The organism is Microbispora hainanensis, from assembly GCF_036186745.1.
In the GTDB taxonomy this organism is placed as follows: domain Bacteria; phylum Actinomycetota; class Actinomycetes; order Streptosporangiales; family Streptosporangiaceae; genus Microbispora.
Map to the genome: position 1 here is coordinate 2,940,452 of NZ_CP108086.1, position 25,018 is coordinate 2,965,469.

Annotated in this window: 30 protein-coding genes; 9 read left to right on the forward strand and 21 right to left on the reverse strand. The window is 71.7% G+C overall.

What is annotated here, in order from left to right; genetic code table 11:
- Positions 1–8: 8 nt before the first annotated feature.
- Together OHB01_RS13815 and OHB01_RS13820 are read right to left on the reverse strand one after the other, a co-directional pair.
- The gene (locus OHB01_RS13815; protein ID WP_328855467.1) at positions 9–920 is read right to left on the reverse strand and encodes a hypothetical protein; all 912 of its coding nucleotides are present in this window, start codon (positions 918–920) and stop codon (positions 9–11) included.
- 51 nt (positions 921–971) lie between these two features.
- Positions 972–2,180 carry an FAD-dependent monooxygenase gene (locus OHB01_RS13820; protein WP_328855468.1) on the reverse strand — a complete coding sequence of 403 codons (1,209 nt, stop codon included), beginning with the start codon at positions 2,178–2,180 and terminating at the stop codon, positions 972–974.
- An 84-nt stretch (positions 2,181–2,264) separates the two neighbouring features.
- Between OHB01_RS13820 and OHB01_RS13825 the strand changes: the two genes are divergently transcribed.
- Complete coding sequence (locus tag OHB01_RS13825) at positions 2,265–2,846, forward strand: TetR/AcrR family transcriptional regulator (RefSeq protein WP_147942642.1); 582 nt, start codon at positions 2,265–2,267, stop codon at positions 2,844–2,846.
- A 249-nt stretch (positions 2,847–3,095) separates the two neighbouring features.
- Here OHB01_RS13825 and OHB01_RS13830 read toward each other — a convergent pair whose 3' ends face one another.
- On the reverse strand, positions 3,096–4,085 hold the full coding sequence (locus tag OHB01_RS13830) for a pirin family protein (protein WP_142648012.1): 990 nt from the start codon (positions 4,083–4,085) through the stop codon (positions 3,096–3,098).
- A 134-nt stretch (positions 4,086–4,219) separates the two neighbouring features.
- Here OHB01_RS13830 and OHB01_RS13835 point away from each other — a divergent pair, with 134 nt between their 5' ends.
- Positions 4,220–4,873 carry an HNH endonuclease family protein gene (locus tag OHB01_RS13835; protein ID WP_328855469.1) on the forward strand — a complete coding sequence of 218 codons (654 nt, stop codon included), beginning with the start codon at positions 4,220–4,222 and terminating at the stop codon, positions 4,871–4,873.
- Positions 4,874–4,979: 106 nt separating this feature from the next.
- On the opposite strand, the gene OHB01_RS13840 is transcribed toward OHB01_RS13835, so the two are convergent.
- From OHB01_RS13840 to OHB01_RS13885, 10 genes are all read right to left on the reverse strand, one after another.
- Positions 4,980–5,963, reverse strand: coding sequence for an alpha/beta hydrolase (locus OHB01_RS13840; protein WP_328855470.1), 984 nt, complete (start codon positions 5,961–5,963; stop codon positions 4,980–4,982).
- A gap of 127 nt (positions 5,964–6,090) precedes the next feature.
- On the reverse strand, positions 6,091–6,717 hold the full coding sequence (locus tag OHB01_RS13845; RefSeq protein ID WP_142648014.1) for a GOLPH3/VPS74 family protein: 627 nt from the start codon (positions 6,715–6,717) through the stop codon (positions 6,091–6,093).
- 15 nt (positions 6,718–6,732) lie between these two features.
- Positions 6,733–7,050 carry a hypothetical protein gene (locus OHB01_RS13850; RefSeq protein ID WP_328855471.1) on the reverse strand — a complete coding sequence of 106 codons (318 nt, stop codon included), beginning with the start codon at positions 7,048–7,050 and terminating at the stop codon, positions 6,733–6,735.
- 3 nt (positions 7,051–7,053) lie between these two features.
- A complete protein-coding gene (locus OHB01_RS13855) occupies positions 7,054–7,980 on the reverse strand; it encodes an SPFH domain-containing protein (RefSeq protein WP_147942644.1) in 927 nt (308 codons plus the stop codon).
- A gap of 83 nt (positions 7,981–8,063) precedes the next feature.
- Positions 8,064–8,567, reverse strand: a complete 504-nt coding sequence (locus OHB01_RS13860) for a helix-turn-helix domain-containing protein (protein ID WP_328855847.1) — start codon at positions 8,565–8,567, stop codon at positions 8,064–8,066.
- 54 nt (positions 8,568–8,621) lie between these two features.
- Complete coding sequence (locus OHB01_RS13865) at positions 8,622–9,218, reverse strand: NAD(P)-dependent alcohol dehydrogenase (protein WP_328855472.1); 597 nt, start codon at positions 9,216–9,218, stop codon at positions 8,622–8,624.
- The gene (locus OHB01_RS13870; protein ID WP_328855473.1) at positions 9,193–9,612 is read right to left on the reverse strand and encodes an alcohol dehydrogenase catalytic domain-containing protein; all 420 of its coding nucleotides are present in this window, start codon (positions 9,610–9,612) and stop codon (positions 9,193–9,195) included. The genes OHB01_RS13865 and OHB01_RS13870 overlap by 26 nt, the downstream gene beginning before the upstream one ends.
- Positions 9,609–9,842 carry a helix-turn-helix transcriptional regulator gene (locus OHB01_RS13875; protein ID WP_142648018.1) on the reverse strand — a complete coding sequence of 78 codons (234 nt, stop codon included), beginning with the start codon at positions 9,840–9,842 and terminating at the stop codon, positions 9,609–9,611. Before OHB01_RS13875 ends, OHB01_RS13870 begins: the two co-directional genes overlap by 4 nt.
- Entirely contained in the window at positions 9,836–10,264 is a 429-nt protein-coding gene (locus OHB01_RS13880) for a hypothetical protein (RefSeq protein WP_142648019.1), read from the reverse strand. Before OHB01_RS13880 ends, OHB01_RS13875 begins: the two co-directional genes overlap by 7 nt.
- A 123-nt stretch (positions 10,265–10,387) precedes the next feature.
- Positions 10,388–11,239, reverse strand: a complete 852-nt coding sequence (locus tag OHB01_RS13885) for a helix-turn-helix transcriptional regulator (protein ID WP_328855474.1) — start codon at positions 11,237–11,239, stop codon at positions 10,388–10,390.
- A 158-nt stretch (positions 11,240–11,397) separates the two neighbouring features.
- On the opposite strand from OHB01_RS13885, the gene OHB01_RS13890 reads away from it, so the two are divergent.
- Positions 11,398–12,282, forward strand: a complete 885-nt coding sequence (locus OHB01_RS13890; RefSeq protein WP_328855475.1) for an NAD-dependent epimerase/dehydratase family protein — start codon at positions 11,398–11,400, stop codon at positions 12,280–12,282.
- A gap of 124 nt (positions 12,283–12,406) precedes the next feature.
- On the opposite strand, the gene OHB01_RS13895 is transcribed toward OHB01_RS13890, so the two are convergent.
- Positions 12,407–13,534 carry a ThiF family adenylyltransferase gene (locus OHB01_RS13895; RefSeq protein ID WP_328855476.1) on the reverse strand — a complete coding sequence of 376 codons (1,128 nt, stop codon included), beginning with the start codon at positions 13,532–13,534 and terminating at the stop codon, positions 12,407–12,409.
- A 155-nt stretch (positions 13,535–13,689) separates the two neighbouring features.
- Here OHB01_RS13895 and OHB01_RS13900 point away from each other — a divergent pair, with 155 nt between their 5' ends.
- On the forward strand, positions 13,690–14,643 hold the full coding sequence (locus tag OHB01_RS13900) for a lytic murein transglycosylase (RefSeq protein WP_147942647.1): 954 nt from the start codon (positions 13,690–13,692) through the stop codon (positions 14,641–14,643).
- A 75-nt stretch (positions 14,644–14,718) separates the two neighbouring features.
- A complete protein-coding gene (locus tag OHB01_RS13905) occupies positions 14,719–15,021 on the forward strand; it encodes a DUF6185 family protein (protein ID WP_328855477.1) in 303 nt (100 codons plus the stop codon).
- 15 nt (positions 15,022–15,036) lie between these two features.
- Here OHB01_RS13905 and OHB01_RS13910 read toward each other — a convergent pair whose 3' ends face one another.
- The 3 genes from OHB01_RS13910 to OHB01_RS13920 form a co-directional block, all read right to left on the reverse strand.
- Entirely contained in the window at positions 15,037–16,821 is a 1,785-nt protein-coding gene (locus OHB01_RS13910) for a glycoside hydrolase family 6 protein (protein WP_328855478.1), read from the reverse strand.
- A gap of 398 nt (positions 16,822–17,219) precedes the next feature.
- A complete protein-coding gene (locus OHB01_RS13915; protein WP_147942650.1) occupies positions 17,220–17,885 on the reverse strand; it encodes a response regulator in 666 nt (221 codons plus the stop codon).
- A gap of 4 nt (positions 17,886–17,889) precedes the next feature.
- Positions 17,890–19,023 (reverse strand): sensor histidine kinase, encoded by a 1,134-nt coding sequence (locus tag OHB01_RS13920; RefSeq protein ID WP_168065956.1) that lies wholly within the window; start codon positions 19,021–19,023, stop codon positions 17,890–17,892.
- 231 nt (positions 19,024–19,254) lie between these two features.
- Between OHB01_RS13920 and OHB01_RS13925 the strand changes: the two genes are divergently transcribed.
- Positions 19,255–20,748, forward strand: a complete 1,494-nt coding sequence (locus OHB01_RS13925; protein ID WP_168065958.1) for a nitrilase-related carbon-nitrogen hydrolase — start codon at positions 19,255–19,257, stop codon at positions 20,746–20,748.
- 7 nt (positions 20,749–20,755) lie between these two features.
- Here OHB01_RS13925 and OHB01_RS13930 read toward each other — a convergent pair whose 3' ends face one another.
- From OHB01_RS13930 to OHB01_RS13940, 3 genes are all read right to left on the reverse strand, one after another.
- Positions 20,756–21,193 (reverse strand): nuclear transport factor 2 family protein, encoded by a 438-nt coding sequence (locus OHB01_RS13930; RefSeq protein WP_142648029.1) that lies wholly within the window; start codon positions 21,191–21,193, stop codon positions 20,756–20,758.
- 433 nt (positions 21,194–21,626) lie between these two features.
- Positions 21,627–22,142, reverse strand: coding sequence for a GNAT family N-acetyltransferase (locus OHB01_RS13935; protein WP_205830255.1), 516 nt, complete (start codon positions 22,140–22,142; stop codon positions 21,627–21,629).
- Between the two features lie 40 nt (positions 22,143–22,182).
- Positions 22,183–22,635, reverse strand: a complete 453-nt coding sequence (locus tag OHB01_RS13940; protein ID WP_142648030.1) for a nuclear transport factor 2 family protein — start codon at positions 22,633–22,635, stop codon at positions 22,183–22,185.
- A 156-nt stretch (positions 22,636–22,791) separates the two neighbouring features.
- Between OHB01_RS13940 and OHB01_RS13945 the strand changes: the two genes are divergently transcribed.
- On the forward strand, positions 22,792–23,289 hold the full coding sequence (locus OHB01_RS13945; protein WP_142648031.1) for a TetR/AcrR family transcriptional regulator: 498 nt from the start codon (positions 22,792–22,794) through the stop codon (positions 23,287–23,289).
- Between the two features lie 195 nt (positions 23,290–23,484).
- Here the strand turns inward: OHB01_RS13945 and OHB01_RS13950 are convergent, their stop codons facing one another.
- Positions 23,485–23,835, reverse strand: coding sequence for a hypothetical protein (locus OHB01_RS13950; protein ID WP_260617275.1), 351 nt, complete (start codon positions 23,833–23,835; stop codon positions 23,485–23,487).
- A 260-nt stretch (positions 23,836–24,095) separates the two neighbouring features.
- On the opposite strand from OHB01_RS13950, the gene OHB01_RS13955 reads away from it, so the two are divergent.
- Together OHB01_RS13955 and OHB01_RS13960 are read left to right on the forward strand one after the other, a co-directional pair.
- Positions 24,096–24,530: a hypothetical protein gene (locus tag OHB01_RS13955; protein WP_205830256.1), complete on the forward strand. Its 435-nt coding sequence runs from the start codon at positions 24,096–24,098 to the stop codon at positions 24,528–24,530.
- Between the two features lie 80 nt (positions 24,531–24,610).
- Positions 24,611–25,015 (forward strand): hypothetical protein, encoded by a 405-nt coding sequence (locus OHB01_RS13960; RefSeq protein WP_142648032.1) that lies wholly within the window; start codon positions 24,611–24,613, stop codon positions 25,013–25,015.
- Positions 25,016–25,018 lie beyond the last annotated feature (3 nt).

The following is a 25,018-nucleotide window of genomic DNA, read 5'->3' on the forward strand; positions in this document are numbered from 1 at the left end:
GGCCGGAGTCACTTCTTCTCCGTCCACGGCTCGTACGCGTCGTCCCCGGGGAGCACCCAGATCTTCGTGTCGGGCCTGACCAGGCTCCGCACCCGCGTCACCGCGCCGGTCGTCTTCGAGACCCGGTAGACCGTCACTCCGGTTTCGGTCTTCGACCGGACGACCAGGTGTCCCGCCTTGTCGAAGTCGAGGTCGTCGATCCGCCGCCCGCGCGGGAGCCGTACGGTCACGGTGCGGCTCGCCTTGCCGGTGCGCAGGTCGACCAGGCGCAGCGTGCGCGACTTCGGCCACGAGCCGACCGGCTCCGCCGCCGTGACGTGGTCGTTCGCCAGGGCCGTCGCCCACAGCCGCGTCTTCGACCGCAGGCGGGTGCGCAGCCCCCGGTCGAACACCGTCATCCGGCCGTCTTCCCCTTGCATCAGCAGCCGCGCGCCGTCCGGGCTGAATCCCGCGAAGTTCCAGGTGTCCGTCTTTCCGGGCAGCGGCAGGCTCCTGCCCTTCCGCAGGTCGAGCAGGGCTCCCAGGCCCGGTGCCGAGGTCTTGGTGACCACGAAACCGCCGTCGTACGACACCGACGGCCATTCTTCGCCGGTCGTGGCCACGGTTAGGTCGCGGATCACATGTTCCCTGCCGTGCAGGGTCCGCTCGGCGAACCGGCCGTCCGACTTGCGGAAGTAGAAGAAGCGCCGGCCGTCCCCGCTGACCAGGAACGCGGCCCGCGCCCCCGGGTTGACCGCGTCGGGGGGCGCCACGGCGAGCGCTTCCGGCACCTTCACCACGTGTCCGTCGGTCAGCACCAGTTCCCAGGTGTGCGTCCACCTGGCGTACGCGATCGTGACCGGAGTGGCGGCCGTCGCGGGCTGCCCGCCCAGCGCAACGGCGGCCAGGACGAGTGTCGCGAGAACCGTGCGCAGTCTCATGTGGGGTGAGATGCCGGACAACCCGGAAATGTTGCCGGTGCGTGCGGGTGGCTACGCGGCCTGGGCCCGGTAGTCCCTGATCGTGATCGCGGTCGCGGCCTTGCGGATCGGCTCGGTGACCCGCTCGATCATGCGGTTCCTGCCCGGCAGGTGCGGCATCAGCCGCAGCATCAGCATCTGGAACCGGATCTGCGCCGCGGACTTCAGCACCATGCCCCTGAGGTTGCCCTCGGCGAGCTTCTGGTTCTCCTCCACGAAGTGCCGCAGCTCGCGCTCGTACGCGGTGAAGGCGGCGGCGTGGTCTCCCGCGGCCTCGGCGAGGCAGCCCGCGAGAACGTAGGCGCCGACCAGGGCCAGGCTGGTGCCCTGACCGGACGCGGGCGAGGCCGAGTAGGCCGCGTCGCCGACGAGTGTCACCCGGCCCGACGACCAGTGGTCCATGCGCACCTGGCTGATCGAGTCGAGATAGAAGTCGGGCGCGTCCTCCATGGCGTCGAGGAGGCGCGGAACCTCCCAGCCCTGGCCGGAGAAGAGGCCGGCGAGCAGCTTCTTCTGCTGGGCGGGGTCGCGCCGGTCGTACTCCAGCGGCGGCGAGGAGAACAGGAACATCGCCTTGGCGTCGTCGGCGCGCGCCGTGCTGTACATCCCGGTGCTCCTGCCCGGCGCCGGATGCATCATCTCCGTGCGGTCCAGGCCGAGGTGGTTCGGCACCGTGAAGATCGAGATGTAGTGCCCGAGGTCGTGGACGAACCGCGACTCCTCGCCGAAGGCCAGGGCGCGCACGTTCGAGTGCAGGCCGTCGGCCCCCACCACCACGTCGAACGTGCGAGGAGCGCCGTTCGCGAAGGTGACGTGCACTCCTTCGGGGGTTTCCCGCAGGGCGGTGATGGAGTCGTCGAAGACGTACTCGACGCCGTCTCCGGCCGCCGCGTGCAGGAGCCGGGTGAGGTCGCCGCGCATGATCTCGACGTCGTCGCCCTCGCGGCCGCCGAACAACTGCGCGCTCATCGTGCCGATCTGCCGGCCCCGGGCGTCGACGAAACGCGCGACCCGCATGTCCGTGCTGTGCCGCCGCACCTCGTCGAGCAGGCCCATGCGGGAGACGACGTCGAGCGCCGCTCCCCGGATGTCGATCTTGTAGCCGCCGTCCCGCAGGGAGGGGGCGCGCTCGACGACGGTCACCGCGAAGCCGTGCTCGCGGAGCCAGTACGCCAGCGTCAGCCCGGCGACGCTTCCACCGGAGATCAGGATGTTCGTCATGCCAGGAACTGTACAAGCGTCTTAATCATCCGTCTAGCACGATTGTCCAAGACATTTGTGTTAACCGTAGGCTAGGCTCTGAGCATGGGAAACCGGGAAGATCTGCTCGCGGGCGCCAAGCGGTGCCTGATGGAGAAGGGATACTCCGGCACCACCGCGCGTGACATCGCGGCGGCCGCCGGCACGAGCCTCGCCGCCATCGGCTATCACTTCAGATCGACGAAGGCCCTGCTCGACGCGGCCCTCATCGAGGCGATGGAGGAGTGGGGAAAGGAGATCGAGCAGACCCTCGCCGCGGACGCGTCACTCGGCGGCTCGCCCGCGCAGCGGTTCGAGGCGACCTGGACGCGGATCATCGAGTCGTTCGCCGCGATGCGGCCGCTGTGGGCCATCCAGTTCGAGCTCATCGCCCAGATGGACCGGCAGCCGGAGCTGCGCGAGGCGTTCGCCGCGGCCAACCGGCAGGCGAAGCTGGGCCTGGCGGCGATCTTCGAACATCTGGATCCGGCCGCGGACGAACGCAAGGCCATGGCCGTCGGCGCGTTCTACCAGGCGCTGCTCGGCGGGATGGCGTCCCAGTGGCTCGTGGATCCCGAGCAGGCTCCGTCGGCCCGCGATCTCCTCGAAGCGCTGCGTACGATCAGCGGGCGGCTCGGAACGGAGTGACGGCGGAAATCGCGGCTCCGCCGCGTGAGGCCGGCCGAGCGGCGGGTGGGCGCGCCCCAGCGCGTTTTGACGCGCTCCGGCACGCGCCCGGCGCGCCCGGCGTGCTCTGGCACCCTCCCAGCGCGCGCGGCGTGCTCTGGCACCCTCCCAGCGCGCGCGGCGTGCTCTGGCACCCTCCCAGCGCGCCCGGCGCGCTCCTCGGCCGGCCTGCTTACCGGCGCCCGCCGGGTGGGCGGGCGCCGGTTGGGGTCAGTCCGTCGTGGACAGGGGTCCGTCGGCGTGCGGAACCCGCTCGGCGGGGATGACGCCCAGGCGGCCCGCCTGGTAGTCCTCCATCGCCTGGATGATCTCGGCGCGGGTGTTCATCACGAACGGCCCGTAGTGCACGACCGGCTCACGGATCGGCCGCCCGCCGAGCAGCAGCACCTCAAGATTGGGCTCGGCCTGCGGCTGGGCGGTGTCCGCCGCGAGGGTGAGCGACCCGCCCGGGCCGAAGACGGCGAGCTGTCCCTTGCGGATCGGCCGCCGCTCGGCGCCCACGGTGCCCTGACCGGCCAGAACGTAGGCGAGGGCGTTGAACTCCGGGTTCCACGGCAGGTCGAGCCGGGCGCCGGGGCTGACGGTGGCGTGCACCATCGTGATCGGGGTGAACGTGACGCCCGGGCCCGCGTGCCCGTCCAGATCACCGGCGATCACCCGCAGCAGCGCGCCGCCGTCGGCAGAGGCGAGCAGCGCCGCCTCCTTCCCCCGGATGTCCTGGTAGCGCGGCAGGTGGAACTTGTGCGCGCGAGGAAGGTTCACCCACAGCTGGATGCCGTGGAAGAGCCCGCCCGAGACCACCAGGTGCTCCGGGGGCTTCTCGATGTGCAGCAGGCCGGACCCGGCGGTCATCCACTGAGTGTCGCCGTTGGTGATGGTGCCGCCGCCGCCGTTGGAGTCCTGGTGCTCGAAGATGCCGTCGATGATGTAGGTGACCGTCTCGAAACCGCGGTGCGGGTGCCACGGCGTGCCCTTCGGCTCGCCGGGGGCGTACTCGACCTCGCCCATCTGGTCCATGTGGATGAACGGGTCGAGCATCTGCTGCGGCACTCCGGCGAACGCACGCCGTACGGGGAAGCCTTCGCCCTCGAAACCGCTGGGCGCGGTCGTCACCGAGCGAACGGGGCGTGGTGCCGCGACGGCGGGGTCCGGCGCGGCGACGTGCGGCAGTGTCAGGGTGTCGGCGGTGACAGCGGGCATGGCCGCCTCCTAATTGAATGTTCAACTTCCGTCGGCTTGAAACGATCGGCGATCGTCCGGCATTCCCCGAAGATCGCCCGGTGCCTTTCGCATATCGTCACGCCCCACGGGGAGGGACTGATATGGCTGAACGCATGATCTCCGTACCTCGCACCCTCCGGGCCGCCGCGCTCTCCCTTGCCGTCCTTCCGATCACCGCTGTCGCGATCGCCCCGCAGGCCGCCGCCGACGCCCGCGGCCGGGCGGACGCGGGCGCGTCGGCCCGCCGCATGCTGGCGGATCTGAGGGTGGCCAAGCCGTTGTCAATACGCGGTTACAGCCACCGGCGGTTCCAGCCGCGATGGGCGCAACACAAGGGGGAGTGCGACGCACGGGAGGTGGTCCTCGCCCGCCAGGGCCGGGGCGTACGGAGGAACGCGGCGTGCCAGGCCGTGAAGGGCGTCTGGCACAGCCCGTACGACGGCAAGGTGCTGAAGAGTGTGAAGGAGATCGACGTCGACCACGTCGTCCCCCTGGCGTACGCCTGGCGCTCCGGCGCGAAGAGATGGAGCCAGGCGAAGCGGCGCGCGTTCGCCAACGACCTGAGCCGCCCCGAGCTGGTCGTGGTGAGCCACTCCGTCAACATCGCCAAGGGAGGCCAGGGACCGCAGAGCTGGCGTCCGCCGCGCCGCGCCTACTGGTGCCGCTACGCGACCTCGTGGATCACGGTGAAGCACCACTACCGGCTCTTCGTGACCCGTAAGGAGAGGACCGCCCTGCTCAACATGCTCCGTACGTGCGGCAGGTGAACGCCGCGAGGTGATCGGCGGCCCGGGATCGGCCCAGCTCTTTCCGGATGCGGGCGAGCACGTCGAGCCGTGCCGGGAGGCCGGACCGGCACGGCGGAGCGTGTCTTCAGGCGGTGGGCAGGGCGGCGAGCCATTCGGTCAGGAGCCGGTTGACCTCGGCGGGACGTTCCTGCTGCACCCAGTGGCCGCAGCCGTCCAGCAGGTGGGAGGAGACCAGCCCGGGAAGGGTCGCGGGGAAGGCGTCGATCGCGCCGGCCATCCAGGTCACGGAGGCGTCCGAACTGCCGCCGATGAACAGGGAGGGCTGCTTGACGGGGGCCCCGCGGAAACCGGCGAGGTCCTCCCAGTCGCGGTCCATGTTGCGATAGCGGTTGAGCGCGCCGGTCATGCCGGTGCGTTCGAACTCCCCGGCGTACACCTCCAGGTCGTCCTCCGTGAGCCAGGACGGCAGCGGCCCGCCGGGGAACCGGTCGCGCAGCGTCGCCCCCGGGCTGACGAAGTGCGGGGCGGGAGCGTCGGGGCCGGGCATGGTGTCGCCGGACAGCGCCGCGTAGATGCCCGCGAGCCAGCCCCGCACGTCGGGTTCGATCTCGGCCTCTGCACGGCCGGGCTCCTGGAAGTAGGAGATGTAGAACTCCTGGTCACCGCCCATCCGGGCGAAGACGTCGGTGGGCCGGGGGCCGCCGGGCGGAGTGTAGGGCACGCTCAGCAGCCCCACCGCGCGGAACACCTCGGGGTGCAGCAGGGCGGACGTGGCCGCGATGGGGGAGCCCCAGTCATGACCGATGATCACCGCGGACTCCTCGCCCAGGGCGCGCACCAGCGCGACGTTGTCCTCCACCAGGGCGAGCATCCGGTAGCCGTCCACCGCGGCGGGCTTCGAGGATCGGCCGTAACCGCGGACGTCGAGCGCGACGGCCCGATATCCGGCCTGCGCGAGCGCCGGAAGCTGATGGCGCCAGGAGTACCACGACTCGGGGAAGCCGTGGACGAGCAGCACCAGCGGCCCGGTCCCCCGCTCCGCGACATGGATCCGGCCGCCCGGCACGGACACCGTACGATGCGTGATCTCTGCGACGTGGTGCGACATGCGTCTCCTCCAAGTGGCGGTGCTCCGGGCCTTGTCCGCTCCGCGAGAGCCGCCACCGATCATCCCGCCGGCCTGGCCGTTCGCCCGAATCCCGTTGCCGGATCGGCAAATCTCATGCGGCCCGCCCTCAGCCGCCGCTCATGGCGTGGGCCTGCTGGATGACCTTGCGGAGGGCCGGTGTCGCCGGGCCGCCGCGTTCGGACAGCAGGGCGATGCGCTGCTTGTACGCCCGTCGCCTGGCGCGCGGGAGGATCGTCCCGAGCTCCGCCGCCGCGGCCAGGCCGACAAGGGCGGCCTCGTGGTCCCCGACGCGGGAGACCGGGCCGGTGAGAGCGGCGGAGACCCGCGTCGCGAGTCGCTTCACCACTCGCGTGTCGCGTACGCGGACGTGGCTCCGGTTGAAGACGAGGAACGGCTGTCGCAGCTCGACCCTGATCCAGCGTTTCGTCTCCAGCTCGTCGCGGACCGCCCGGGCCGTCGCGCGGGTGTCCTTGCCGATCCAGTGCCGCCACGGCCGGGGCCCCGACTGGGCGATCTGGTGCAGCAGGCCGTCGAGGACCGGGTCGGCGAGCCGCTCCTCCGACACCACGCGCACCTTGCCGCCGTCGTCGGCGATCCGGCCGGTCAGCAGCAGGTCGGTGAGCGCGGCGGCGCGCAGCAGGTAGGGGAAGCGGAAGTTCGTCACCACCCGCTCCTTGCGGGGGTCGTAGGCCAGCAGGTAGAGCTGGGCCGTCAGGGAGCGGGGGACGTCCACGGAGCTGCCTTCCTCTCAGTCGTCGTGTGAATCGGCGGCGGGCGGACCGGCGGCGGGCGGATCGGTGACGGGCGGATCGGCGTCTGGCGGATCGGTGACGGGAGGCTTCGTGACGGGAGCCTCCGGAGGCGGGGCCTCCTTCTTGGCGGGCCTGCCGCGCCGGGGGATGCGACCGGCGTTGCCGGGCAGCCGTCCCGCCTCCGACAGCGCCCGGCGCAGCAGGAACTCGATCTGGGCGTTGGTGCTGCGTAGTTCGTCGCCGGCCCAGCGGGCCAGCGCGTCGTGCACCGCCGGGTCCAGCCTGAGCAGGATGCTCTTTCTTTCGGTCGCCACGGTCTAGTGGTACAGGGAGCCGGTGTTCACCACGGGCTGCACGTCGCGGTCGCCGCACAGGACGACGAGCAGGTTGCTGACCATGGTGGCCTTGCGCTCCTCGTCGAGCTCGATCACGTCGTGCTCGTCGAGGCGGGCCAGGGCGGCCTCGACCATGCCGACCGCGCCGTCCACGATCCGCTGGCGGGCCGCGACGACCGCTCCGGCCTGCTGGCGGCGCAGCATCGCCTGCGCGATCTCGGGGGCGTACGCCAGGCGGGTGATGCGCGACTCGATGACCTTGACCCCGGCGGAGGCCACCCGAGCCTGGATCTCGGCCGACAGGCGGCCGGTGATCTCCTCGGCGTTCTGCCGCAGGGACAGCATGTCGTCGTGCCCGTCGTACGGGTAGCTGCCGGCGATGTGACGCACCGCGGTCTCGGTCTGGAAGGCGACGAACTCCACGAAGTCGTCGACCTCGAAGACGGCCTTCGCCGTGTCCTCGACCTGCCACACGACCACGGCGGCCATCTCGATCGGGTTGCCGTCGGCGTCGTTGACCTTGGTGATGTCGGTCTCGTGGTTGCGGATCCGGGTCGACACCCGGCGCTTCTGCGTGAAGGGAGCCACGAACCGGAGGCCGGGCGTGCGGACCGTGCCCACGTAGCGGCCGAGCAGCTGGATCACGCGTGCCTCGCCGGGGGCGACCGCGGTGAGCCCGCTGAAGACGACGATGGCCGCCAGGAGGAGCAGCACCCCGGCGATGATCAGCGCCGCTCCCGTGCCGCCGTTGCCGCCGGCCGCGACGACGGCTCCGATCGGGATCAGCGCGAACGGGCTCAGCAGGGCGAGCAGGGCCAGGACCAGCAGCGGCCACCCGGCCGTCGCCCGCGCCGTCCGCTCGTGGGTCTGGGGGGCCGGCATGTCGACGGAGATCTGCAGGTCTGTCATGTCTTCTCCTCGGTGTCTAGCACGACACTAGCAAAGTGATATCACTTTTCGCCAGACCCGCTCTGGTCCGAGGAGCCGAACCTTCAGTCGCCGGCTTCCAGGCCGCTGCGCAGGAGCGCGGTGAGCCGCCGGGCGTGGGCCACATCGGTTCCGGTGAGTGCCGCGCCGCCCGCGAGGGCCAGCAGGTCGGTCACGGTGGCGCCGGGCCGTACGGCGCCTGCGTCCTGCGCCCGCCGCAGCAGGTCGGACGCGGTGGCGCGGATCGAGGCGTGCCACTGGTCGAACAACGCGCTGCGACGGCCGGTGGGACCTTCCGTGGCCGCGAGGGCGAGCGGCCGCTTCGTCGCGACGTGCACGACGAACGCGTCCAGCCAGGAGAAGAGCGCGTCGGCGGGGGACACGCCGGCCGCGCACGGACGGGACAACTCCGCGACCTCGTCCGCGTACACGGCGACGAGCAGATCGGCGCGGGTGGGGAAGTGCCGATACAGGATCGCGTTGCCGACGCCGGCTCGCCGCGCCACCTCGTCCAGCGCGACCTCCGGCCCCGGCTCCGCGACGAGCTCGCGTGCGGCGGCGAGCAGCAGTGCGGCGTTGCGCGAGGCCGCGCTCGCCGGATCCCCCTGACTCCTTGAGGGGGGTCAGACGGTGACGACGACCTTGCCGGCGGGGTGGCCGTCCATGAGGCGGCGGATCGCGTCGGGCGCCTGGTTGAGGGGATAGGCACGGTCGATCGCGGGGGTGACGGCGCCCGACTCGATGAGCCGCGTCAGTTCCTCCAGGTGTTCGGCGCGATCCCTGGACATCACCGGGCGCAGCCGCTGCCCTCTGAACATCGACCCCGTGACCATCGACAGCAGCGGCGCCCGGAACGTGCGTCCCATGCCCCCGGTGAAGCGGTACGCCACGTGGCCGCCCCCGACGATCGCCAGCGTCCCGCGCGGGGTCAGGACGCGGCGCAGCAGGGACAGCGGCCGGTTTCCCGCGGTGTCGATGACGACGTCATAGCGTGCGCCGTCGCGGTCGATCTCCTCGCGGGCGTAGTCGATGACGTCGTCGGCTCCGAGCGATCGCACGAGCCCGGCGTTCGCCGCCGAGCACACGCCGGTGACGCTCGCGCCGGCCGCCTTGGCGAGCTGTACGGCGAACGACCCCACGCCTCCCGACGCGCCGATCACCAGCACCCGCTGTCCCGGCCGGACGTGGGCGACGTTACGGACGGCCTGCAGCGCCGTCATGCCGGAGACCGGCACCGCGGCGGCCTGTTCGAAGGTGAGACCGGCCGGCTTCGGCGCGAGCCTGCTCTGCCGCGCACGCGTATTCGGCGTACGAGCCGCTTTCGCAGGTGCCGTACACCTCCTGGCCTGGCCCGAAGCGGGTGACGCGGGCGCCGACGGCCGTCACCACCCCGGCCAGGTCGCGGCCCCGGACCCCGACCTTGGGCCGGCGCATGCCGAAGCCCGCGAGGCGCATGAGGTAGGGCCGGCCGGTCATGAGGACCCACACACCGGGGTCGACGGCGGCGGCGCGGACCTCGACGAGCACGTCCTCGTCGCCGATCGGGGGGTGGTCGACGTCACGCAGTTCGAGTACGTCGGCCGGGCCGTACGTGTCCTGGACGATGGCTTTCATGGCGGTCCTTCCGGGAGGTCGGGATACTGGAACACGTCGTCGAGCGGGACACCGAACACCCGGGCGATCCGGAACGCCATCTCCAGGGAGGGCGAGTAGCGTCCTTGTTCGATGGCGATGACGGTCTGCCTGGTCACGCCGATGCGCTCGGCGAGCTCGGCCTGGGTCATCTCGTCGTGGGCGAACCGCAGCGCGCGGATGCGGTTCGTCACATGCGTGGGCTTCACCACGTCGGAACGCTCCTGCGATAGAGAATGATCTTGGTGACGTCGCCGAGGATCGCCGACAGGACGAAGAAGAGGTAGATCACGTTGGCGATCCAGAACCTGTCCCACTCGGCCACTGCCATGAGCATCGCCGCGACCGCGCCGATGGCGACGAACGCCTGGCCGGTGTAGTCGCCGAACCGTCCGATCTCCTTGTCGCGGACGTCGATGACGCGCGATGCCCGCGGGTTGACGATCGCCATCCCGATCTCGGCCAGGATCGCCGCGGCGATCGCCCCGCCGATCGTCCACAGCAGGGCGGCGGCGTACGGCACGTCGGGTAACGGGCCTCCCTCCGCACGTCTGAGGATGACGACGACGTACGCGGTGTAGGCGATCACGGCGACGATCAGCCGGATCCAGGCGCGCTTCTCCTCGTGGGTCATGATCGATTCCCTTCGGGTGTACAAAATCTTTGACACCTCGAAGGTAATCTGTTTTTGACGTGATGTATAGAACTTTTTACATCGCATCGCGCGGCACCGCGCGCCGCGGCATCGCGGGAGGCGTCAGGCGCCGGCGGCCACCTGTTCGGCGCCGATGACCTTGAGGAACTGCAGGGACTCGTACGCCGGAGACCCGGGCTCGGCGGTGAAGATGACCACCTGCTGCTCCTGGTCGGGCACGGTCAGCACGTCGTAGTCCAGCTCGATCCGCCCGGCGCGCGGGTGCCGCACGGTGTGGTGCAGGTGCCGTTCGATGTGGAACCGCTGGGAGTTCCACAGGCGGGCGAAGTCGGCGCTCCCGGCCAGCAGCTCCTCGACCAGGCTCCTCAGCTCACGGCTGCCGGGATAGCGGGTGAGGGCGACGCGCAGGTAGCTGACGGCCGTGACGACGAACCGCTCCGAGATGCCCATGCCGTAGTGCCGCCGCTCGGGGTCGGGATGCAGGAAGTAGCGCCGGATGACGTTGCGCTCCTCGCCCGCCAGCGCGGAGAAGTCCTCGAACAGGGCCGCCGCCAGCGGGTTCCAGGCCAGCACCCGGCAGGTGTCGTCCACGACGATCGCGGCGGCGTCGGTCAGCCGGTCGATCAGTTGCCGCGTGCTCGGCCGCACCTCGCGTGCGGGCTCGGGCGATCGGCTCTCCTCCCGCTCCCCGGCCAGGTCGAACAGGTGGGCCCGCTCCTGGTCCGACAGGCGCAGGGCTCGGGCGATCCCGTCGAGCACGCGCCGCGACGGGTGCCGCCCTCGCGCCTGCTCCAGCCGCGTGTAGTGGTCCACCGAGATGTACGCGAGCTGGGCGACCTCCTCGCGCCGCAGGCCGGGCGTACGGCGGCGGCGTCCCTCGGGCAGGCCGACGTCGGCAGGGCTGACCTGCTCACGCTTGCCGCGCAGGAACTTCGCCAGGCCGTGCTTGTCCATACCTGCGACGGTACGTCGGAAATCGGCCATGCGTACCCCGCAGCCACGGACTCGTGGTCCCTGGTTGTGCGCGACGGCCCGGGCGACCGTGGGGATGGCATCGACCGGTGGCGGTGTGACGCGCCGCCGGTCACCGACCTCACGGAAGGCATGTGATCATGCGAGTTCTCATCACGGGCGCGAGCGGCTACGTCGGCGGCGTCGTGGCCGAGCACCTCGTCAGGGCCGGGCACGAGGTGGTCGCCCTGGCCCGGTCCGACCGGGCCCGCGAGCGGGTCGAAGCGCTGGGCGCCAAGGCGGTGTCCGGAAGCCTGCGAGACCTCGACGTCCTGCGCGGCGCCGCCGCGGCGGCCGAAGCCGTCGTGCACACCGCCGTCGACTACACCGATCCCGAGATGGGCGACATCGAGCGCGCCGCCCTCGCGGCGCTGCTGGACGGCCTGAACGAGGGCGGCCGGTTCGTCTACACCAGCACGGGCCTGGTCTACCCCGACCGGCAGGGCGCGACCGTGGACGAGGACCACCCCGTCGCCCCCGAGACGTCACCCCAGCCCTACAAGGTCCTCGGCGAGCGGCAGGTCCTCGACGCCGGCCACGTGGCGGGTACGGTTATCCGGGCCGCGCTGGTCTACGGGCGCGGCGGGTCGGGCCTGCTCCAGGGGCTCATCGGCGCGGGCAGGCAGAACGGGATGGTGCCCTACATCGGCGACGGCGCCAACGAGTGGTCGTCGGTGCACGTCGACGACCTCGCGGCGTTGTACGTCGCCGTGCTTGAGCACGGCGGGCCGGGCGCCGTCGTCAACGCCGCCTCGGCCGAGCGCACCCCGATGCGACGGATCGCCGAGGCAGCCGCCGCCCTGACCGGCGCCCAGGCCGTGTCGCTCACGCTGGAGCAGGGGACCGCCGCGATGGGGCCGCTCGCCGCCACGCTCACCCGTTCGTCGCCGCTGGACGCCTCCCGCGCCCGCCGCCTGTACGGCTGGTCCCCCGCGGGCCCCGGGCTGATCGAGGAGCTGACCACCGGCTCGTACGCCGGGTCCTGACCGGTGCCACGGCGTACGGCCGGTGTCGGAGGCGGAAGGTCCCGGTGCGGCGGAAGAATCCGGGCAGGAGAGATGGATGCTCTCGCGAAAACCCGTTCACGATTCGTCTTGTTGACGGGAACGGTCAAGACCGCTGTCTGTTTATTCGGCCGGCGTCTTTTTCGGTCATTCCTCGCGGCGAATTGCGCGCCGGCGCTCGGGTGCCGCACACGGGGCAGCCGGGGCGCGGCGGGTGCCGGACCCACACGTGGTGGTCCGCGGCGATCAGGTTGAGGCCCTGGATGGTGCCGACCGGCGGCACGGGCACCCCGGTCAGCAGCCCGAGCAGCGCGTGGGCGACGAGCTGGCCGGACACGCCCGCCGAGGTGGCGATCACGCCGGGGCCGCCGAGGTTCACCGGCGTGCCGGGACGGCGCCGCGCCTCCTCGCCGCTGCTCAGGCACTCGTAGCAGGTGCCTTCCCTGGGGGCGAAGCACCCGACGGTGACCAGTGGTCCGCTGTATCCGCCGCCGGCCCAGGGGATGTTCGCGGCGGCGCAGGCACGGTTGGCCCACACCCTGAGGCTGTGCCCCGTGGGCCGGTCCGCGCAGAGGGCGAGCGCGTCGTAGCCCGTGATCAGCTCGTCCAGCTCGCGCCTGCTGCCGATGCTCCGGCGTTCGCCGGTGACCGTGATGTCGGAGTTGACGCTCCGGAGCCGGTCGACGGCCGCCTCCGCCTTCGGCCGCCCCACGTCGGCCTCGCCGTAGAGCACCTGGCGGTTGAGGTTGGACAGCTCCACCAGGTCGGGATCGACGCAGTGGATCGTGCCGACTCCGACGGCGGCGAGCGCCCAGGCCGCGTGGCAGCCGGTGCCGCCCAGGCCGAGCACCACGACCCGCGCGGCCTTCAGCCGGACCTGGGCCTCCCAGCCGTGGGCGCGCGGGACGGCGTCGACGGCGCGGAAGAACGCGTGGTTCCTGCTGTAACGGTCGAGTTCGCGCTCGCTCAGCCCGGCGGGCGGCACCGCCGCGGCGTCCTCCACATATCGGGTGGCCGTCAGTTCCTCGACGATCGACGTCGCGTCCGGCAGCTCCGGATGGGCCAGGCGCAGCCGTTCGGCGATCTCCTCGCGGGAACGGGTGCCGTCCATCAGCGTGAGGGCCGTCCACACCCAGCCGTCCGGGTCCGCGATTTCGGCGGCGATCCCGTAAATCTCGCCGCCGATGCGAATGGTGCCGTCCTCGTAACGGTGCGGACGGTGTTCGAATTTCACGCGAGGGAGTCGCACGTGACGACGATTAGTGGGCGATAAGTGCGCGAGTCAACACCGATTTCCGCAGCGGGGAAAATCGGGTCGGCCGTAAAACGTTCCCTCGCAGCCTGGTGAAGAGGGCATGGATCGTCACCGCTGGGAATACGTTGGTGACGATGAACGATCAGCCTGCCGTGAACCCGCTGCCGCCGCGCCGTGCGGTGCTGGCCGCCGCGCTCGCCGCCGTCGTCGTCCCGCTCTCGGGATGCGCGGGCGCGGCGGGCGAGGCCGCCTCGGTCGCTCCCCGCGAGCGCGCGACCCCGGCCGCGCCGGAACGGTCCTCAGCCGGCCCCGGGAAGACACCGAGCCTGCCCGCGCCGGACGCGGCGATTCCCAAGGACCCCAAGCGGCTGGCCGACGCCCTTACCCGTACGGTGGAGCGGCTGCGTGACGCGATCGACGACTGGCGACGCACGGGCGACCCCGCGAAGGGCGAGGCGCCCGAGCCGGTGGTCCTGCTGTCCCTGTACGAGCAGCGCGTCTACCGCTATCTGGCCCGCAATCCCGGGGTCGCGTCCCGCACGTACGCGAAGCTGCCGAAGGACACGGCCGCGCGGGCGCGCGACAACGTGACGGCCATCCGCGACCTGCTCTCCCTCGCCCACCCCGTCAGCGGGCCCATCAAGATCAAGGTCAGACCGGCGGAGCCCGCCGACGCTCTGCTCGCCGCCTTCCGGCGCGCCGAACGGCGGTTCGGCGTCGACTGGGAGGTGCTGGCGGCGGTGATGCTCGTGGAGACCAAGTTCGGGCGGGTGCGCTCGCCGAGCTACGTGGGCGCGAAGGGCCCGATGCAGTTCATGCCGGGCACCTGGAAGGCGTACGGCATGGGCGGCGACATCAACGACACCGGCGATGCTCTCCTCGCGGCGGCCAACTACCTCCACGCGTCGGGCGCGCCCGGCGACTACCGGCGCGCGCTGTACGCCTACAACCACTCCAACGCGTACGTGGACGCGGTCCTGCTGCACGCGCGCCAGATGAAGCGGGACATCAGGAACTACTACGCCTACTACACCTGGCAGGTCTACGTGATCACACCCAAGGGCGAGCGCCGCCTGACCGGTCCCTGACGAGGCCGGCAGGCGGAGATCCGTAACCGATGCGGCCTTCCGCGCGACTCACCCTTCGGGAGCGATCGCGTACGGGTGGTCGGTCGTGCGGGTGCTGCTGCTGTTCCTGGTGCTGACCGTCATGGCCGTCCCCATGGACGCGCGGACCCCCAGACCCGCCCGGGCGGTCTCGCGTCGCGGCTGACTCCGGCGGCCGTCGTCTACCGGCTCGGTGCGGCGGGCAGCGGGATCGCGCTCATCGTCGCGCGGGCGGCGGCCATTCTCGGCCTGTGGAGTCAGTTCGGGAACGGCATCGACATCACCTCGCAGGTGGACACCTCGGCCCAGGCGCCGCTCAGCGCCGACGCGCAGGTGCTCCTGGGCCGGGTGGACAGGTGAGAACGCGCCGCGTGCTCACAGCGCCGGGTAGGCGTTGTCGACCAGCATCACGAACTGCTCGTGGTGCCAGTCGCCCGGCAGCGGCGCGTTGGGGAGGGCGCCGGTCGGCCGGATCGAGTCCGACACGGGCCCGAGGGAGCCGTTGGGGTCGCACGTGCTGTCGAGCAGCCGGTCGGAACCCTCGGGCAGGATCGGCCCGCCCGCGCCGTCCGACTCGCCGGGCCGCTTGATCCACAGGTAGGCGTCGACGCCGGGGGCGGGAGCGGCGACCGGCCGCGTTCCCAGTCCCGCGCCCTTCTGGTTGCACATCGCGGCCCGCGACGGACGCCTGTCGATGCGGCTCTGATCGACGAAGGTGTTGACGTCGAGCGAGGTGCTCACCGCGGTGGGCCGGTCGGGCCCGCCCCAGCCGTTGCGGGAGGTGTCGACGACCACGCCGAGCGCGGCGGAGAAGCCCTTGGCGATCAGGGCGGTCCGCATCGCGAGGGCGTAGTCCCGTTCGTTCAGGTAGGGGTTCCAGTCGATGAACCTGCTCAGCTTGATCGGCTGACCGGCCACGGTCTGGTTCGCGTCGGTCAGGAAGGGCTCCACGAGGGGGACGTAGTCGGCGACGTTCGTGGCGATGCCGTCCAGGCTGTTCAGGCCGGCCGCTGTGCCGCGCACGGTGTCGGTGATCAGGTTCGTGAGCGCGTTGAAGTTCTCGTCCCAGCCGCCCCATCCCGCGCTGCCCGCGTCGAGGTAGGTGTAGACGTTGGGCAGGGGCGCGAGCTTGTCGAGGGCGTAGCGGATGCCCGTCACGTAGACGCCCGACGCCGCCGCCTGGTCGCACGGATAGATGCTGTATTGCCCAACGATGAGATCGATCAGGGCGCGCGGCTCGATGACGGCGGCGACGCGCAGGTCGCGATATTCGGGCCTGGCCAGGAGGGCGGCGATGGGGTCCACGAACTCCGCCTTGTAGCGGTTGAGGCCGTCCTCCTGAGTGTGCAGCTCGGCGTTGGAGACCAGCGACCGGCAGTCGCGGTCGGGCAGGTCGTGGAGGACGAGCGTGATGTAGCCGGCCCCCTGCTCGACGGCGGTGTCGAGATGGTCCTTCAGCGTACGGGTGACTCCGGAGCCACCGATGACGTCCGCGATGCGGTTCAGCCAGATCGCCGTGGGCGTCTGCTCCAGGCCGCGCATCTTCCGCGCGGTCGCGTCGTCCACCCGCGTGGCGGAGGATTCCACATCGGCCGCCCAATCGGGGTCGACGTACCCCTGGACGCCGAGGAACGGGTTGTCCACCGGCACGTCCCCGCTCGGACTCGGACTGGGGCTCGGGCTGGGGGACGGGCTCGGGCTGGGCGACGTGCCCGGCACGACGACCTCGCAGGGCACGCCGTTGAAGGCGAAGTCCGTCGGCGGCGGGTTGCTCCCTGTCCAGGAGCCGTTGAACCCGAGGTACAACGTCCCGCCGGACGTCACCGCGCCGTTCCACGGCTCGTTGTCGGCGACGACGCGGTTGCCGGACTGGGTCCACCGGGCCGACCAGCCCTGCGTGAGCTTCTGCGAGCCGGGGAAGGTGAACGTCAGCTTCCAGCCGGTCAGGGCTTCGCCGGTGTTCCTGACCTCGACCCCGGCCGTGAAGCCGCCCGAGTTCGTGCCCCACTGGGTGCTCGTGTAGGTCACCTGGCAGGTGACGGCGGCGTCGGCGGACGCGGCGCCCAGCACCGGTGTCGCCACGGCCGCCGCCGCGATGGGGAGGGCCGCCGCGGCGGCCGTCAGGATCCTGCGGGCGAACCGTTGGTGGCCGAAGGGCATGGGATCGTCTCCAGGGGTGCGGTGACCGGCTCTGGCGTGCCGGCGCCCGTTCCGGCGCGCGCCCGGGTTCGTGAGCCCGGGTTCGTGAGCCCGGGGTTCGTGAGCACGGGTTTCGCGCCCGGGGTTCGTGAGCACGGGTTTCGCGCCCGGGTTCGTGAGCACGGGTCCGCGAACACGGGTTTCGCGCCCGGGTTCGCGAGCGTGGGTTCGCGCATGGGGGCCGACGCTCCCCAGACTCGGCAATGGCCCGGCTCGTGTACACGATTCGCCGAAGCGGAAATATCCCGTTCCGGACGAATCAGCCGGGATCGCGCGGCACCTCGGAAAACTCGGCCCGAGGCCCGCCGCTCGTCGCCGGATCCGGTGAAATATTCACGGCGTGATCACACGCGCGCGGTTCACGGCATTTCCTGATCACCGGCGACCACCAGGCCGGATTCGTACGCGAAGACGACGGCCTGGGCGCGGTCGCGCAGGTCGAGTTTCGTCAGCAGGTTGCTCACGTGACTTTTGACCGTGTGCTCGGTGACCACCAGCTCCGCGGCGATCTCGGCGTTCGACCGGCCGCGGGCGAGCAGGCGCAGCGTGTCCATCTCCCGGTCGGTCAGCTCGCCGAGTCGCTGCCGCAGCCGGGGGCGGGCGCGGCCACGGCCGACGAACTCGGCGATCAGGCGCCGGGTGATCGCCGGGGCCAGCAGCGACTCCCCGCCCGCGACCAGGCGGACGGCGCGCGCGAGGTCGTCGCGGCGCACGTCCTTGAGCAGGAAGCCGCTGGCCCCGGCGCGCAGGGCGTCGCAGACGTACTCGTCGACGTCGTACATCGTCAGGACCAGCACCTTCGCGCCGGTCCTGCGGCACACCTCGCCGGTGGCCTCGACGCCGTCCATGCCGGGCATGCGGATGTCCATGAGCACCACGTCGGGCTCCAGCTCGACCGCCTTCGCGACGGCCTCCGCGCCGTCGGCCGCCTCGCCGACCACTGTGATGTCGTCGTGGGCGTCGAGGATCATCGCGAAGCCGCCGCGGAACAGGTCCTGGTCGTCGGCGACGAGCACGCGCAGCATGCCGTCAGCCGATCGGCAGGGTCGCGGTGACGGTGAGACCCGGGTTTCCGGCCCGTACGGCCAGGCGGCCGCCGCACGCCGCGACCCGCTCCCGCATCCCGATCATGCCGTGTCCCTCCCGCGGCTCCCGCGTGCCCCGCCCGTTGTCGGCGACCTCGACGTCCAGGGTGTCACCGGACCAGCGGAGCCCCACCCGGACGGCGCTCGCTCCGGCGTGCCGGATCGTGTTGGTCAGCGCCTCCTGGATGATCCGATATGCGGCGATGTCCACGTCGGAGGGCAGGCGGCGCGGCTCGCCGCGTACGTCGGCGGAGACCTCCAGGCCCGCCCGGCGGGCGTTGTCCAGCAGGCCGGGCAGAGCGTCGAGCCCCGGCTGCGGCCCCCGGGCAAGAGCCGGGCCGCCGGGTGTCTCGCCCGCGCGCAGCGCGCCGAGGATCAGGCGGAGCTGGCCGATCGCGTCGCGCCCGGCCGCCGCGATCGCCTCGAAGACCGCCTCGGCCTTCTCCGGGTGATCGCGCACGACCAGCGGGCCGGTCTCCGCCTGGATCACCATGAGACCGACCGAATGGGTCACGATGTCGTGCATGTCGCGGGCGATCCGGGTGCGTTCGCGTGCGACGGCGGCGGCGCGTTCCTCGCGGATGCGGGCCTCGCGCTCCCGTTCGGCGTCCCGGCCGGCCCGCCGGGCGCGTGCGCCCACGCCGAGGGCGTACGCGGCGACGATGGCGGTGAGGAGATACCGGTAGGTCTCCAGGTTCTCGTGCGGGACGACGAGCGACACGGCGACCCCGGCGGCGAGACCCGCGATGCCCACGGCGCGCCGCACCCGGGACAGATCCGCCGCCGCGAACGTGTAGGTGCACACCAGCACGCCGTACGGCAGCAGCAGCATCAGAGCCCCGGAGTGCGGCAGCGACTTCATCGCGATCGACAAGGCCGTCGTGGCGCAGCCGACCACCGCCCCGGCGGACAGGACGGCGCGGCGCCGCCACAGCACGGGCACCGACATCAGCACGGCGAGCGCCACGGCCCACCACGGCTGCCGATGGGGGACGAGCACGGGCGTCACCGTCATCACGGTGACGACGACGGCGATCGCGACGTCGGCCCTCGAATGGCTGAGGATGCTCGCCCGCATTGACCGGCTCCGGAGGTTGTCGGAGGGAACCCGGCAAGGGTATTCGGGCCACGCCCGCGGCCGCCTCCACCGCCCGGGCGATGACCGTCTCACTCCTTCGAGTGAGACGCGATGCCACCAGGCTCCGAGCGGTTCCGGTCCTCGCGACCGGCACCCGGTTCGCTCTCGCCGGTGATGTGCGCCGAGGCCGGATGCCGGAGGGTCGGGGCGGCTGGAGAAGGAGGCCGCTCGATGAATCCACCGATTCGGCGTCCGGTGGTGGCGCTCGCCGCCACGGCGCTGTCCGCGACGCTGTTCCATTTCGGCACCGGGCTCACGCCGGTGCCCTGGGTCACCTGGCTCGCACCGCTGCCGGTGCTCGTCCTCGCTCATCGCGCCGGCGCCCGCACCGCGTTCGTCGCGGCGTCGGCCGCGTGGCTCGGCGGTGAGACGGCGATGTGGGGCTACTTCCTCGGCACGGTGCGGATTCCACCGCCGATGGTCGTGTCGATGCTCGTCGGGTCGGCGCTGCTGTTCGGGCTGGTCGTCCTGCTGTCACGGGCGCTGATGCTGCGGGGCCGTCCGCTGTCGGCCGCCGCCGTCGTGCCGGCGGCCTGGGTCGTCGTCGAGTGGGCGGTCTCGGTGCTGTCGCCGAACGGGGCGTGGTGGAGCCTGGCCTACACCCAGGCCGACGTCCTGCCGGTGTTGCAGACCGTCTCGGTCACCGGACCATGGGGGATCACCTTCCTGGTCCTCGGGGCTCCCGCGGCCGTCGCCGTGTTGCTCGCCCCGGGGGCGGCCGGGCGGCTGCGGATCGGGGCGACCGCCGTGGTCGTCCTGGCCCTTGCGGCGGGGTACGGCGCCTGGCGGCTGCGCACGCCGTACGAGGACGGCCCGGGCGGGGACGGGCCGGGCGCGGAGAAGGTGGCGCTGCTCGCCGCCGACCGGGGCGGCTGGGTCGCGGTCGACTCGGCGGAGGGACGCGCCCTGCTCGGGACGTACACGGCGCGGATCCCGGAACTCGCCGAACGCGGCGCACGGGTCGTGGTCATGCCGGAGAAGGTCTTCGCCGCCACCGACGCGACGCTGCCCGAGCTGGTGGAGCCGCTGGCGCGGCTCGCCGCCGACCACCATGTCGACATCATCGCCGGGCTGGTCCTCACGGGGGCGGGCGGCCTGCGCAACGTGGCCGTCGACGTGCCCGCCGACGGGAGCCGGCCGGTGGAGTATTTCAAGCGCCACCTCATCCCGGGGCTGGAAAGCGACTTCCGGCCCGGGGACCGAGATGCCTTCGTGCCCGGTTCGGGCTCCCGCTGGGGGATCGCGATCTGCTTCGATCTGGACCTGCCCGGCCTGGTGCGCGACTACCGCAGGAGCGGCGCCACGACGATGTTCGTGCCCGCCTGGGACTTCGACCGCGACCGGTGGCTGCACGGGAGGATGGCGGTCACCCGGGGCGTCGAGAACGGGCTCACGGTGGCCCGCGCGGCGCGCGACGGCGACCTGGTCGTGAGCGACCCCAACGGCCGGATCCTGGCCGAGGCGCACAGCGCCGACGCGCCGGTCGTGTCCGTCATCGCGACGCTGCCCGCCCGCTCGGCCGGCACGCTCTACACGAGGTTCGGCGACTGGTTCGCCTGGGCCTGCGCGCTCCTGCTGCTGCTCGCGCTCGCGCCCCCGGCCCGTGCCCGGCGGGTCCGTACGCGGGTGGCCGGCGCCGGGCGGGCACACGCCGCCGCGTCGTGACGGAGCACTACGGGGAGTTGCCGTCGAGACAGAGATGGCCGCCGAGCTGGGCCGCCACCTCCAACTGGTCGTAGAAGAGCCGGTGGCTGACGATCAGCCCGTCCTCCACAGTGGAGAAGCTGCACGAGCGCAGGAGGACGGACCGCCCGGTCGGTTCGAGAACCTCCCCGCCGGGGAAGAGAAGCGGTCCCTTGTGGGTGCCGGTGATCGTGAACTCCGCCGCCACGGTGTCGCCGAACATGGTCACCGACTGCGGAGTGATCACCATGTTGGGGTACGCCTCCAGCCACTGGCGGTAATAGGAGGTGATCTCCTCCCGGCTCTCGGCGATGCCGTCGGGGGACACCAGAACGGCCCGTTCGTCGAAGCACTGCGCCAAGGCGTCGAGGTCATGACGGTTGGTGGCCTGCCTCAGCCTGTCCACGGCCAGGAGCACTTCGGACATCGGACGTTCCCTTCCCCCTGTCGAGAGCGGCCGTTGATGCGTGCGCCGCGATCGGCACTACGAATGCGGACATTGATGTCTATTGGTGGCATTTTCACGATAACCCAGCTCACGCGCTGGGCCGTGTGAGCTCAGGGGCTCAGGAGCCGTGTGAGCTTCTCAGGACTCGTCGGCGGGGAGGGCGAACATCCGGATCTACAGGGGCCGCGCGCCGGGCGGCGGCGCCCTGCTCCTGCCGTAGGCCCTCTACCGGGGCCTGCCGCTCCCTTGATCGTGAGCAGGGGCGGGGGTCCGGCCGAGGTGGGCGAGGACGCCACCCGGACCTCGGCGGGCTGCTCGCCGGCACCGCCGACGGCGACGCGCACATGCGGGCCATCAAGGACGCGTTCGGCTACGTGCCGGCGCACCGCACCGTGCGCTACCGCCCCGACCTCTAGCGAGCGGCGAAACCGCGGCCGAGCGGCGGGCCCAGCCGCAGTTGGAGGGCCGGATAGCGGGGCGCGTCGAACCCGAGCGACTGGTACAGCTCGATCCCGTACGGCGTGGCGTTGAGGTCGATCGTCCGGACCTCGGTCTCGGTGCGATACCAGGCGAGCAGCGCGTCGAGGCAGGCGCGGGCGAGGCCGAGCCGGCGGCGGCGCCGGTCGGTGCAGATGTTGAAGACGTGGCCCTGCAGGCCGCTCGGGTTCGTCGGCCCCGGCGCGTGGGAGTCACAGGTGCCCGCCGCGCAGCTCACCACGCCGAGCTCCGGGTCGTCCACCACGAACGCGGCGAAGTCCCCCGGATCGCCCAGCCGCCGGACGAACCACGCCTCGGCCGCCGCCCGCCAGGGCGCGCTCTCGTCTCCGACGTCCGCCCCCATGTCCTCCAGCATCACGGCGCGCAGGCGGACGAGGGCCGCGGCGTCCGCCGCTTCCGCCCGGCGGACCACGGTCCCCGAGATCGTCATGGGCACCATTGTGGTCGCGCTCGCGGGCGGGTGACCCCGATCAGGCCGTGGCTGTGGCGCTCTCCGCGGCGGCCACGACGTCCTTCAGCCGGCCCATCGCGTGATAGGTGCCGAACACGTCCATGTAGTCGCGTGCATCCACGATCTCGCCGTTCCGTACGCGCAGGGTCAGCAGGCCCGTGGCCCGGAACGGCCGGCCGTCCGGCTCGATCGTGCCGGTGCCCTCCCACTCCCCGATGACGACCTCGGGGTCGGCCGCCTCGTGGACGACGACGTCGTGGATCTCGGCGATCCGTACGGGGGTCGCGCCCCACGCCGCCCGATAGAGGGCGCGGACCGCCTCCCGCCCCTCCAGGCGGGCGGGGAACAGCGGCGTCCGGAACGGGAACGTGTGCAGGGCGTCGGCGGCGTAGAGGTCGGCGAGGTCGTCGGCCGACCTGTCGGCCATCGCCCGGTGATAGCGGGCCAGGACCTCGCGTGCGGTGAGTGGCATCGGTTCACTCCGATCATTCGAGCGTTTCGCTCAACAGTTGTTGACTCAACGACTGTAGAGCGAACGGGCCGATCGGGTCAACACCGGTAGAGTCGACGCGTGGAGGGGACGCCGACGAGCCGGGCAGAGCGCCGGCGCCGCACCGAGGAGCGCATCATGTCCGCCGCGCGCGCGATCTTCGCCGAGCGCGGCTTCCAACGCACGACGATCCGGGCCGTGGCGGCCGCCGCCGAGGTCGATCCGGCCCTGGTCATGCAGTACTTCGGATCGAAGCAGGAGCTGTTCGAGCAGGCCGTGCGGATCCCGTCGATCCCGCCGCTCGACGGCGAGCTGGAGCCGGTCGAGGAGCTGCTGGGCAGGATCGGCATGAAGACGGGGCCGCTGCCGCAGGCGACGGTGGCGATGATGCGCTCCATGCTCACCCATCCCGACGCCGCCGAGGATGTGCGCGGCAGGCTCGACGCGCAGGTGGCGCAACTGGCGGGCGCGCTCGACGCCGGCGACGCCGAGCTGCGGGCGGCGCTGATGGTCAGCATGATGCTGGGCGTGACGATCGCTCACCAGCTGCTCGGCCTCACGGCCCTGCGTGACGCGTCCCCGGAACGGATCGCCGAGACGCTCCGCCCGGCCCTGCGCGCCCTCGCAGACGGCTGAGGAGCCGTACGGCATCGGTGTGACGGCCGTGATCAGAGGGGCCGGCCGGGGGCGGTGCGGGCTTCCACGGTCATCTCCGTTTTCCCCGGCGCTCGGCGACGTGGGCGGGGGCTCTGCCCGGCCTGCGTGGTGTGAGCTGTTCGACCGGGCCGGCCGCGAGCCCGGCGCCGTCGCGCCTGAGTGCTTCTTGATGGATCAGGCGTCGGCGCAGATGGCGTAGACGCTGATGCCGACGGTGTCGTAGTGGTTCTGCCGGCCGAGTGCGGTCCATCCGGTGCCGTCCGGGGTGGGGAAGCTGCCCACGAGAATCGCGTCGCCGCCCTGCGCCTCGCCGCCGCCGCCCACGGCGCGCTTGCCCGGAGGGCAGTAGACGGTGCGCCGGGTGAAGTTCGGCACGTTCGCGTTGGGCAACGTCACGATCTGATAGCCGTCGACGACCGTCGGTGACGTGGTCTGCGGGCCGTCGTCGGCCAGCGCGCCCGCGCCGGTGACCGTGAGCCCGGTGAGAACCAGCGCACCTGTCGTGATTGCGTGAACAAATCGCACGTAAAAGCTCCGTCTTATCGGAAATGACCGGATTTCGAACCAGGAATCGGGTGTGAATGGCGTGATCGCCGTCCCCGTCGGTTCCGTGGCCACACCTACCCTTGATCGTCTTCTGTCACACTTGGCAATGATTTATTTACCGTGCGTAGTGCGGGCGTCGCTACGGCGAGACGCCCGGTCACGACCGTGCATGTGAGGCACGGCGCGGCGCGGGGAGCGGCCGTTCGCCCGTGGGTACGTTCCTGACCGGGAGGATCGCCATGAGAAAGATCGTCGCTGTCGCCGTGCTCGCTGCGATGACCATGCTCGGCACGGTCGCCGCAGTCGCGTCGGTGGCCACCGAAACCGGCGGCCACCCGGAGACCGGCCAGTGGGCCGGGAGTGCACCGAAGGCGCCCGCACCGCCCAAAGGGGGTGTGCAGCGCCAGGAGGTGAGCCAGGAGCAGTACGACATCCTCATCGGCCAGTGTCGCTACGCGAAGACGAAGGAGGACCGGCAGCGCTGCCGCACGCAGGCGCGTGAGCAATACACGGTGGGCGAGTTCAACCCGGCCCTCGACTGCCGCACCTACTCCGGGGTCAGCGTCTGCGGCGTGCTCGAACTCAGCGCCCCGCAGCGCGCCTGCGTCGAGGAGTCGGTGAGCGGAGGGCTGACCCGCCGCCGGGCCGAGGTGGAGTGCTACGCCTTCCGCTGAGGCCGCCCTTTCCGGCCAGATCTCCGGTCCAACCTAATAATTTGGCCAAACCGCAACTTTCCGTGATCTACCCTGCGGGAGTGGACGCCAACAGTCAGGCCGCCGCCGAACTTCTGAACGCGTTGATGCGAACGGCGGCGCGGTTCAGCGAGATGGGGCGGTCCGTCTCCCGCGACTTCTTCCCCCACGTCCGCGCCGAGCCCGTCTCCGACCTGGCCGGGCCCGCCGTACGGCTCGGCGCCGCGCTGGCGCTCCCGGGGCACGACCTCGTGTTCGAGACCGCCGTCGCGGTCGGTGAGGGGACGTTCGGCGTGCGGGGCGGCCTCGTTCTGGACGGCGAGGAGGAGATCCTCGTCCTGCCGCCGGTCGAGACCGCCGACGCGGTGGCGTGCGCGGCCCTGCTGGACCGCTACGCCGACGAGCTGACGACACCGGCCCGCTGGCACGTGCAGCGGCTGATCGAGTCCTGCGGGGAGGACTCCTGACGC

What these genes read in the sequence shown, in the direction of transcription:
- OHB01_RS13825 (WP_147942642.1), top strand. Translation starts at nt 2,265, where the DNA reads ATGGGAAACCGGGAAGATCTGCTCGCGGGCGCCAAGCGGTGCCTGATG.
- OHB01_RS13920 (WP_168065956.1), bottom strand. Translation starts at nt 19,023, where the DNA reads ATGCGGGCGAGCATCCTCAGCCATTCGAGGGCCGACGTCGCGATCGCC.
- OHB01_RS13840 (WP_328855470.1), bottom strand. Translation starts at nt 5,963, where the DNA reads ATGTCGCACCACGTCGCAGAGATCACGCATCGTACGGTGTCCGTGCCG.
- OHB01_RS13900 (WP_147942647.1), top strand. Translation starts at nt 13,690, where the DNA reads ATGAACGATCAGCCTGCCGTGAACCCGCTGCCGCCGCGCCGTGCGGTG.
- OHB01_RS13915 (WP_147942650.1), bottom strand. Translation starts at nt 17,885, where the DNA reads ATGCTGCGCGTGCTCGTCGCCGACGACCAGGACCTGTTCCGCGGCGGC.
- OHB01_RS13870 (WP_328855473.1), bottom strand. Translation starts at nt 9,612, where the DNA reads ATGAAAGCCATCGTCCAGGACACGTACGGCCCGGCCGACGTACTCGAA.
- OHB01_RS13835 (WP_328855469.1), top strand. Translation starts at nt 4,220, where the DNA reads ATGATCTCCGTACCTCGCACCCTCCGGGCCGCCGCGCTCTCCCTTGCC.
- OHB01_RS13925 (WP_168065958.1), top strand. Translation starts at nt 19,255, where the DNA reads ATGAATCCACCGATTCGGCGTCCGGTGGTGGCGCTCGCCGCCACGGCG.
- OHB01_RS13830 (WP_142648012.1), bottom strand. Translation starts at nt 4,085, where the DNA reads ATGCCCGCTGTCACCGCCGACACCCTGACACTGCCGCACGTCGCCGCG.
- OHB01_RS13945 (WP_142648031.1), top strand. Translation starts at nt 22,792, where the DNA reads ATGTCCGCCGCGCGCGCGATCTTCGCCGAGCGCGGCTTCCAACGCACG.
- OHB01_RS13890 (WP_328855475.1), top strand. Translation starts at nt 11,398, where the DNA reads ATGCGAGTTCTCATCACGGGCGCGAGCGGCTACGTCGGCGGCGTCGTG.
- OHB01_RS13940 (WP_142648030.1), bottom strand. Translation starts at nt 22,635, where the DNA reads ATGCCACTCACCGCACGCGAGGTCCTGGCCCGCTATCACCGGGCGATG.
- OHB01_RS13820 (WP_328855468.1), bottom strand. Translation starts at nt 2,180, where the DNA reads ATGACGAACATCCTGATCTCCGGTGGAAGCGTCGCCGGGCTGACGCTG.
- OHB01_RS13815 (WP_328855467.1), bottom strand. Translation starts at nt 920, where the DNA reads ATGAGACTGCGCACGGTTCTCGCGACACTCGTCCTGGCCGCCGTTGCG.
- OHB01_RS13930 (WP_142648029.1), bottom strand. Translation starts at nt 21,193, where the DNA reads ATGTCCGAAGTGCTCCTGGCCGTGGACAGGCTGAGGCAGGCCACCAAC.
- OHB01_RS13910 (WP_328855478.1), bottom strand. Translation starts at nt 16,821, where the DNA reads ATGCCCTTCGGCCACCAACGGTTCGCCCGCAGGATCCTGACGGCCGCC.
- OHB01_RS13865 (WP_328855472.1), bottom strand. Translation starts at nt 9,218, where the DNA reads ATGACGGCGCTGCAGGCCGTCCGTAACGTCGCCCACGTCCGGCCGGGA.
- OHB01_RS13935 (WP_205830255.1), bottom strand. Translation starts at nt 22,142, where the DNA reads ATGACGATCTCGGGGACCGTGGTCCGCCGGGCGGAAGCGGCGGACGCC.
- OHB01_RS13880 (WP_142648019.1), bottom strand. Translation starts at nt 10,264, where the DNA reads ATGACCCACGAGGAGAAGCGCGCCTGGATCCGGCTGATCGTCGCCGTG.
- OHB01_RS13955 (WP_205830256.1), top strand. Translation starts at nt 24,096, where the DNA reads ATGAGAAAGATCGTCGCTGTCGCCGTGCTCGCTGCGATGACCATGCTC.
- OHB01_RS13885 (WP_328855474.1), bottom strand. Translation starts at nt 11,239, where the DNA reads ATGGACAAGCACGGCCTGGCGAAGTTCCTGCGCGGCAAGCGTGAGCAG.
- OHB01_RS13855 (WP_147942644.1), bottom strand. Translation starts at nt 7,980, where the DNA reads ATGACAGACCTGCAGATCTCCGTCGACATGCCGGCCCCCCAGACCCAC.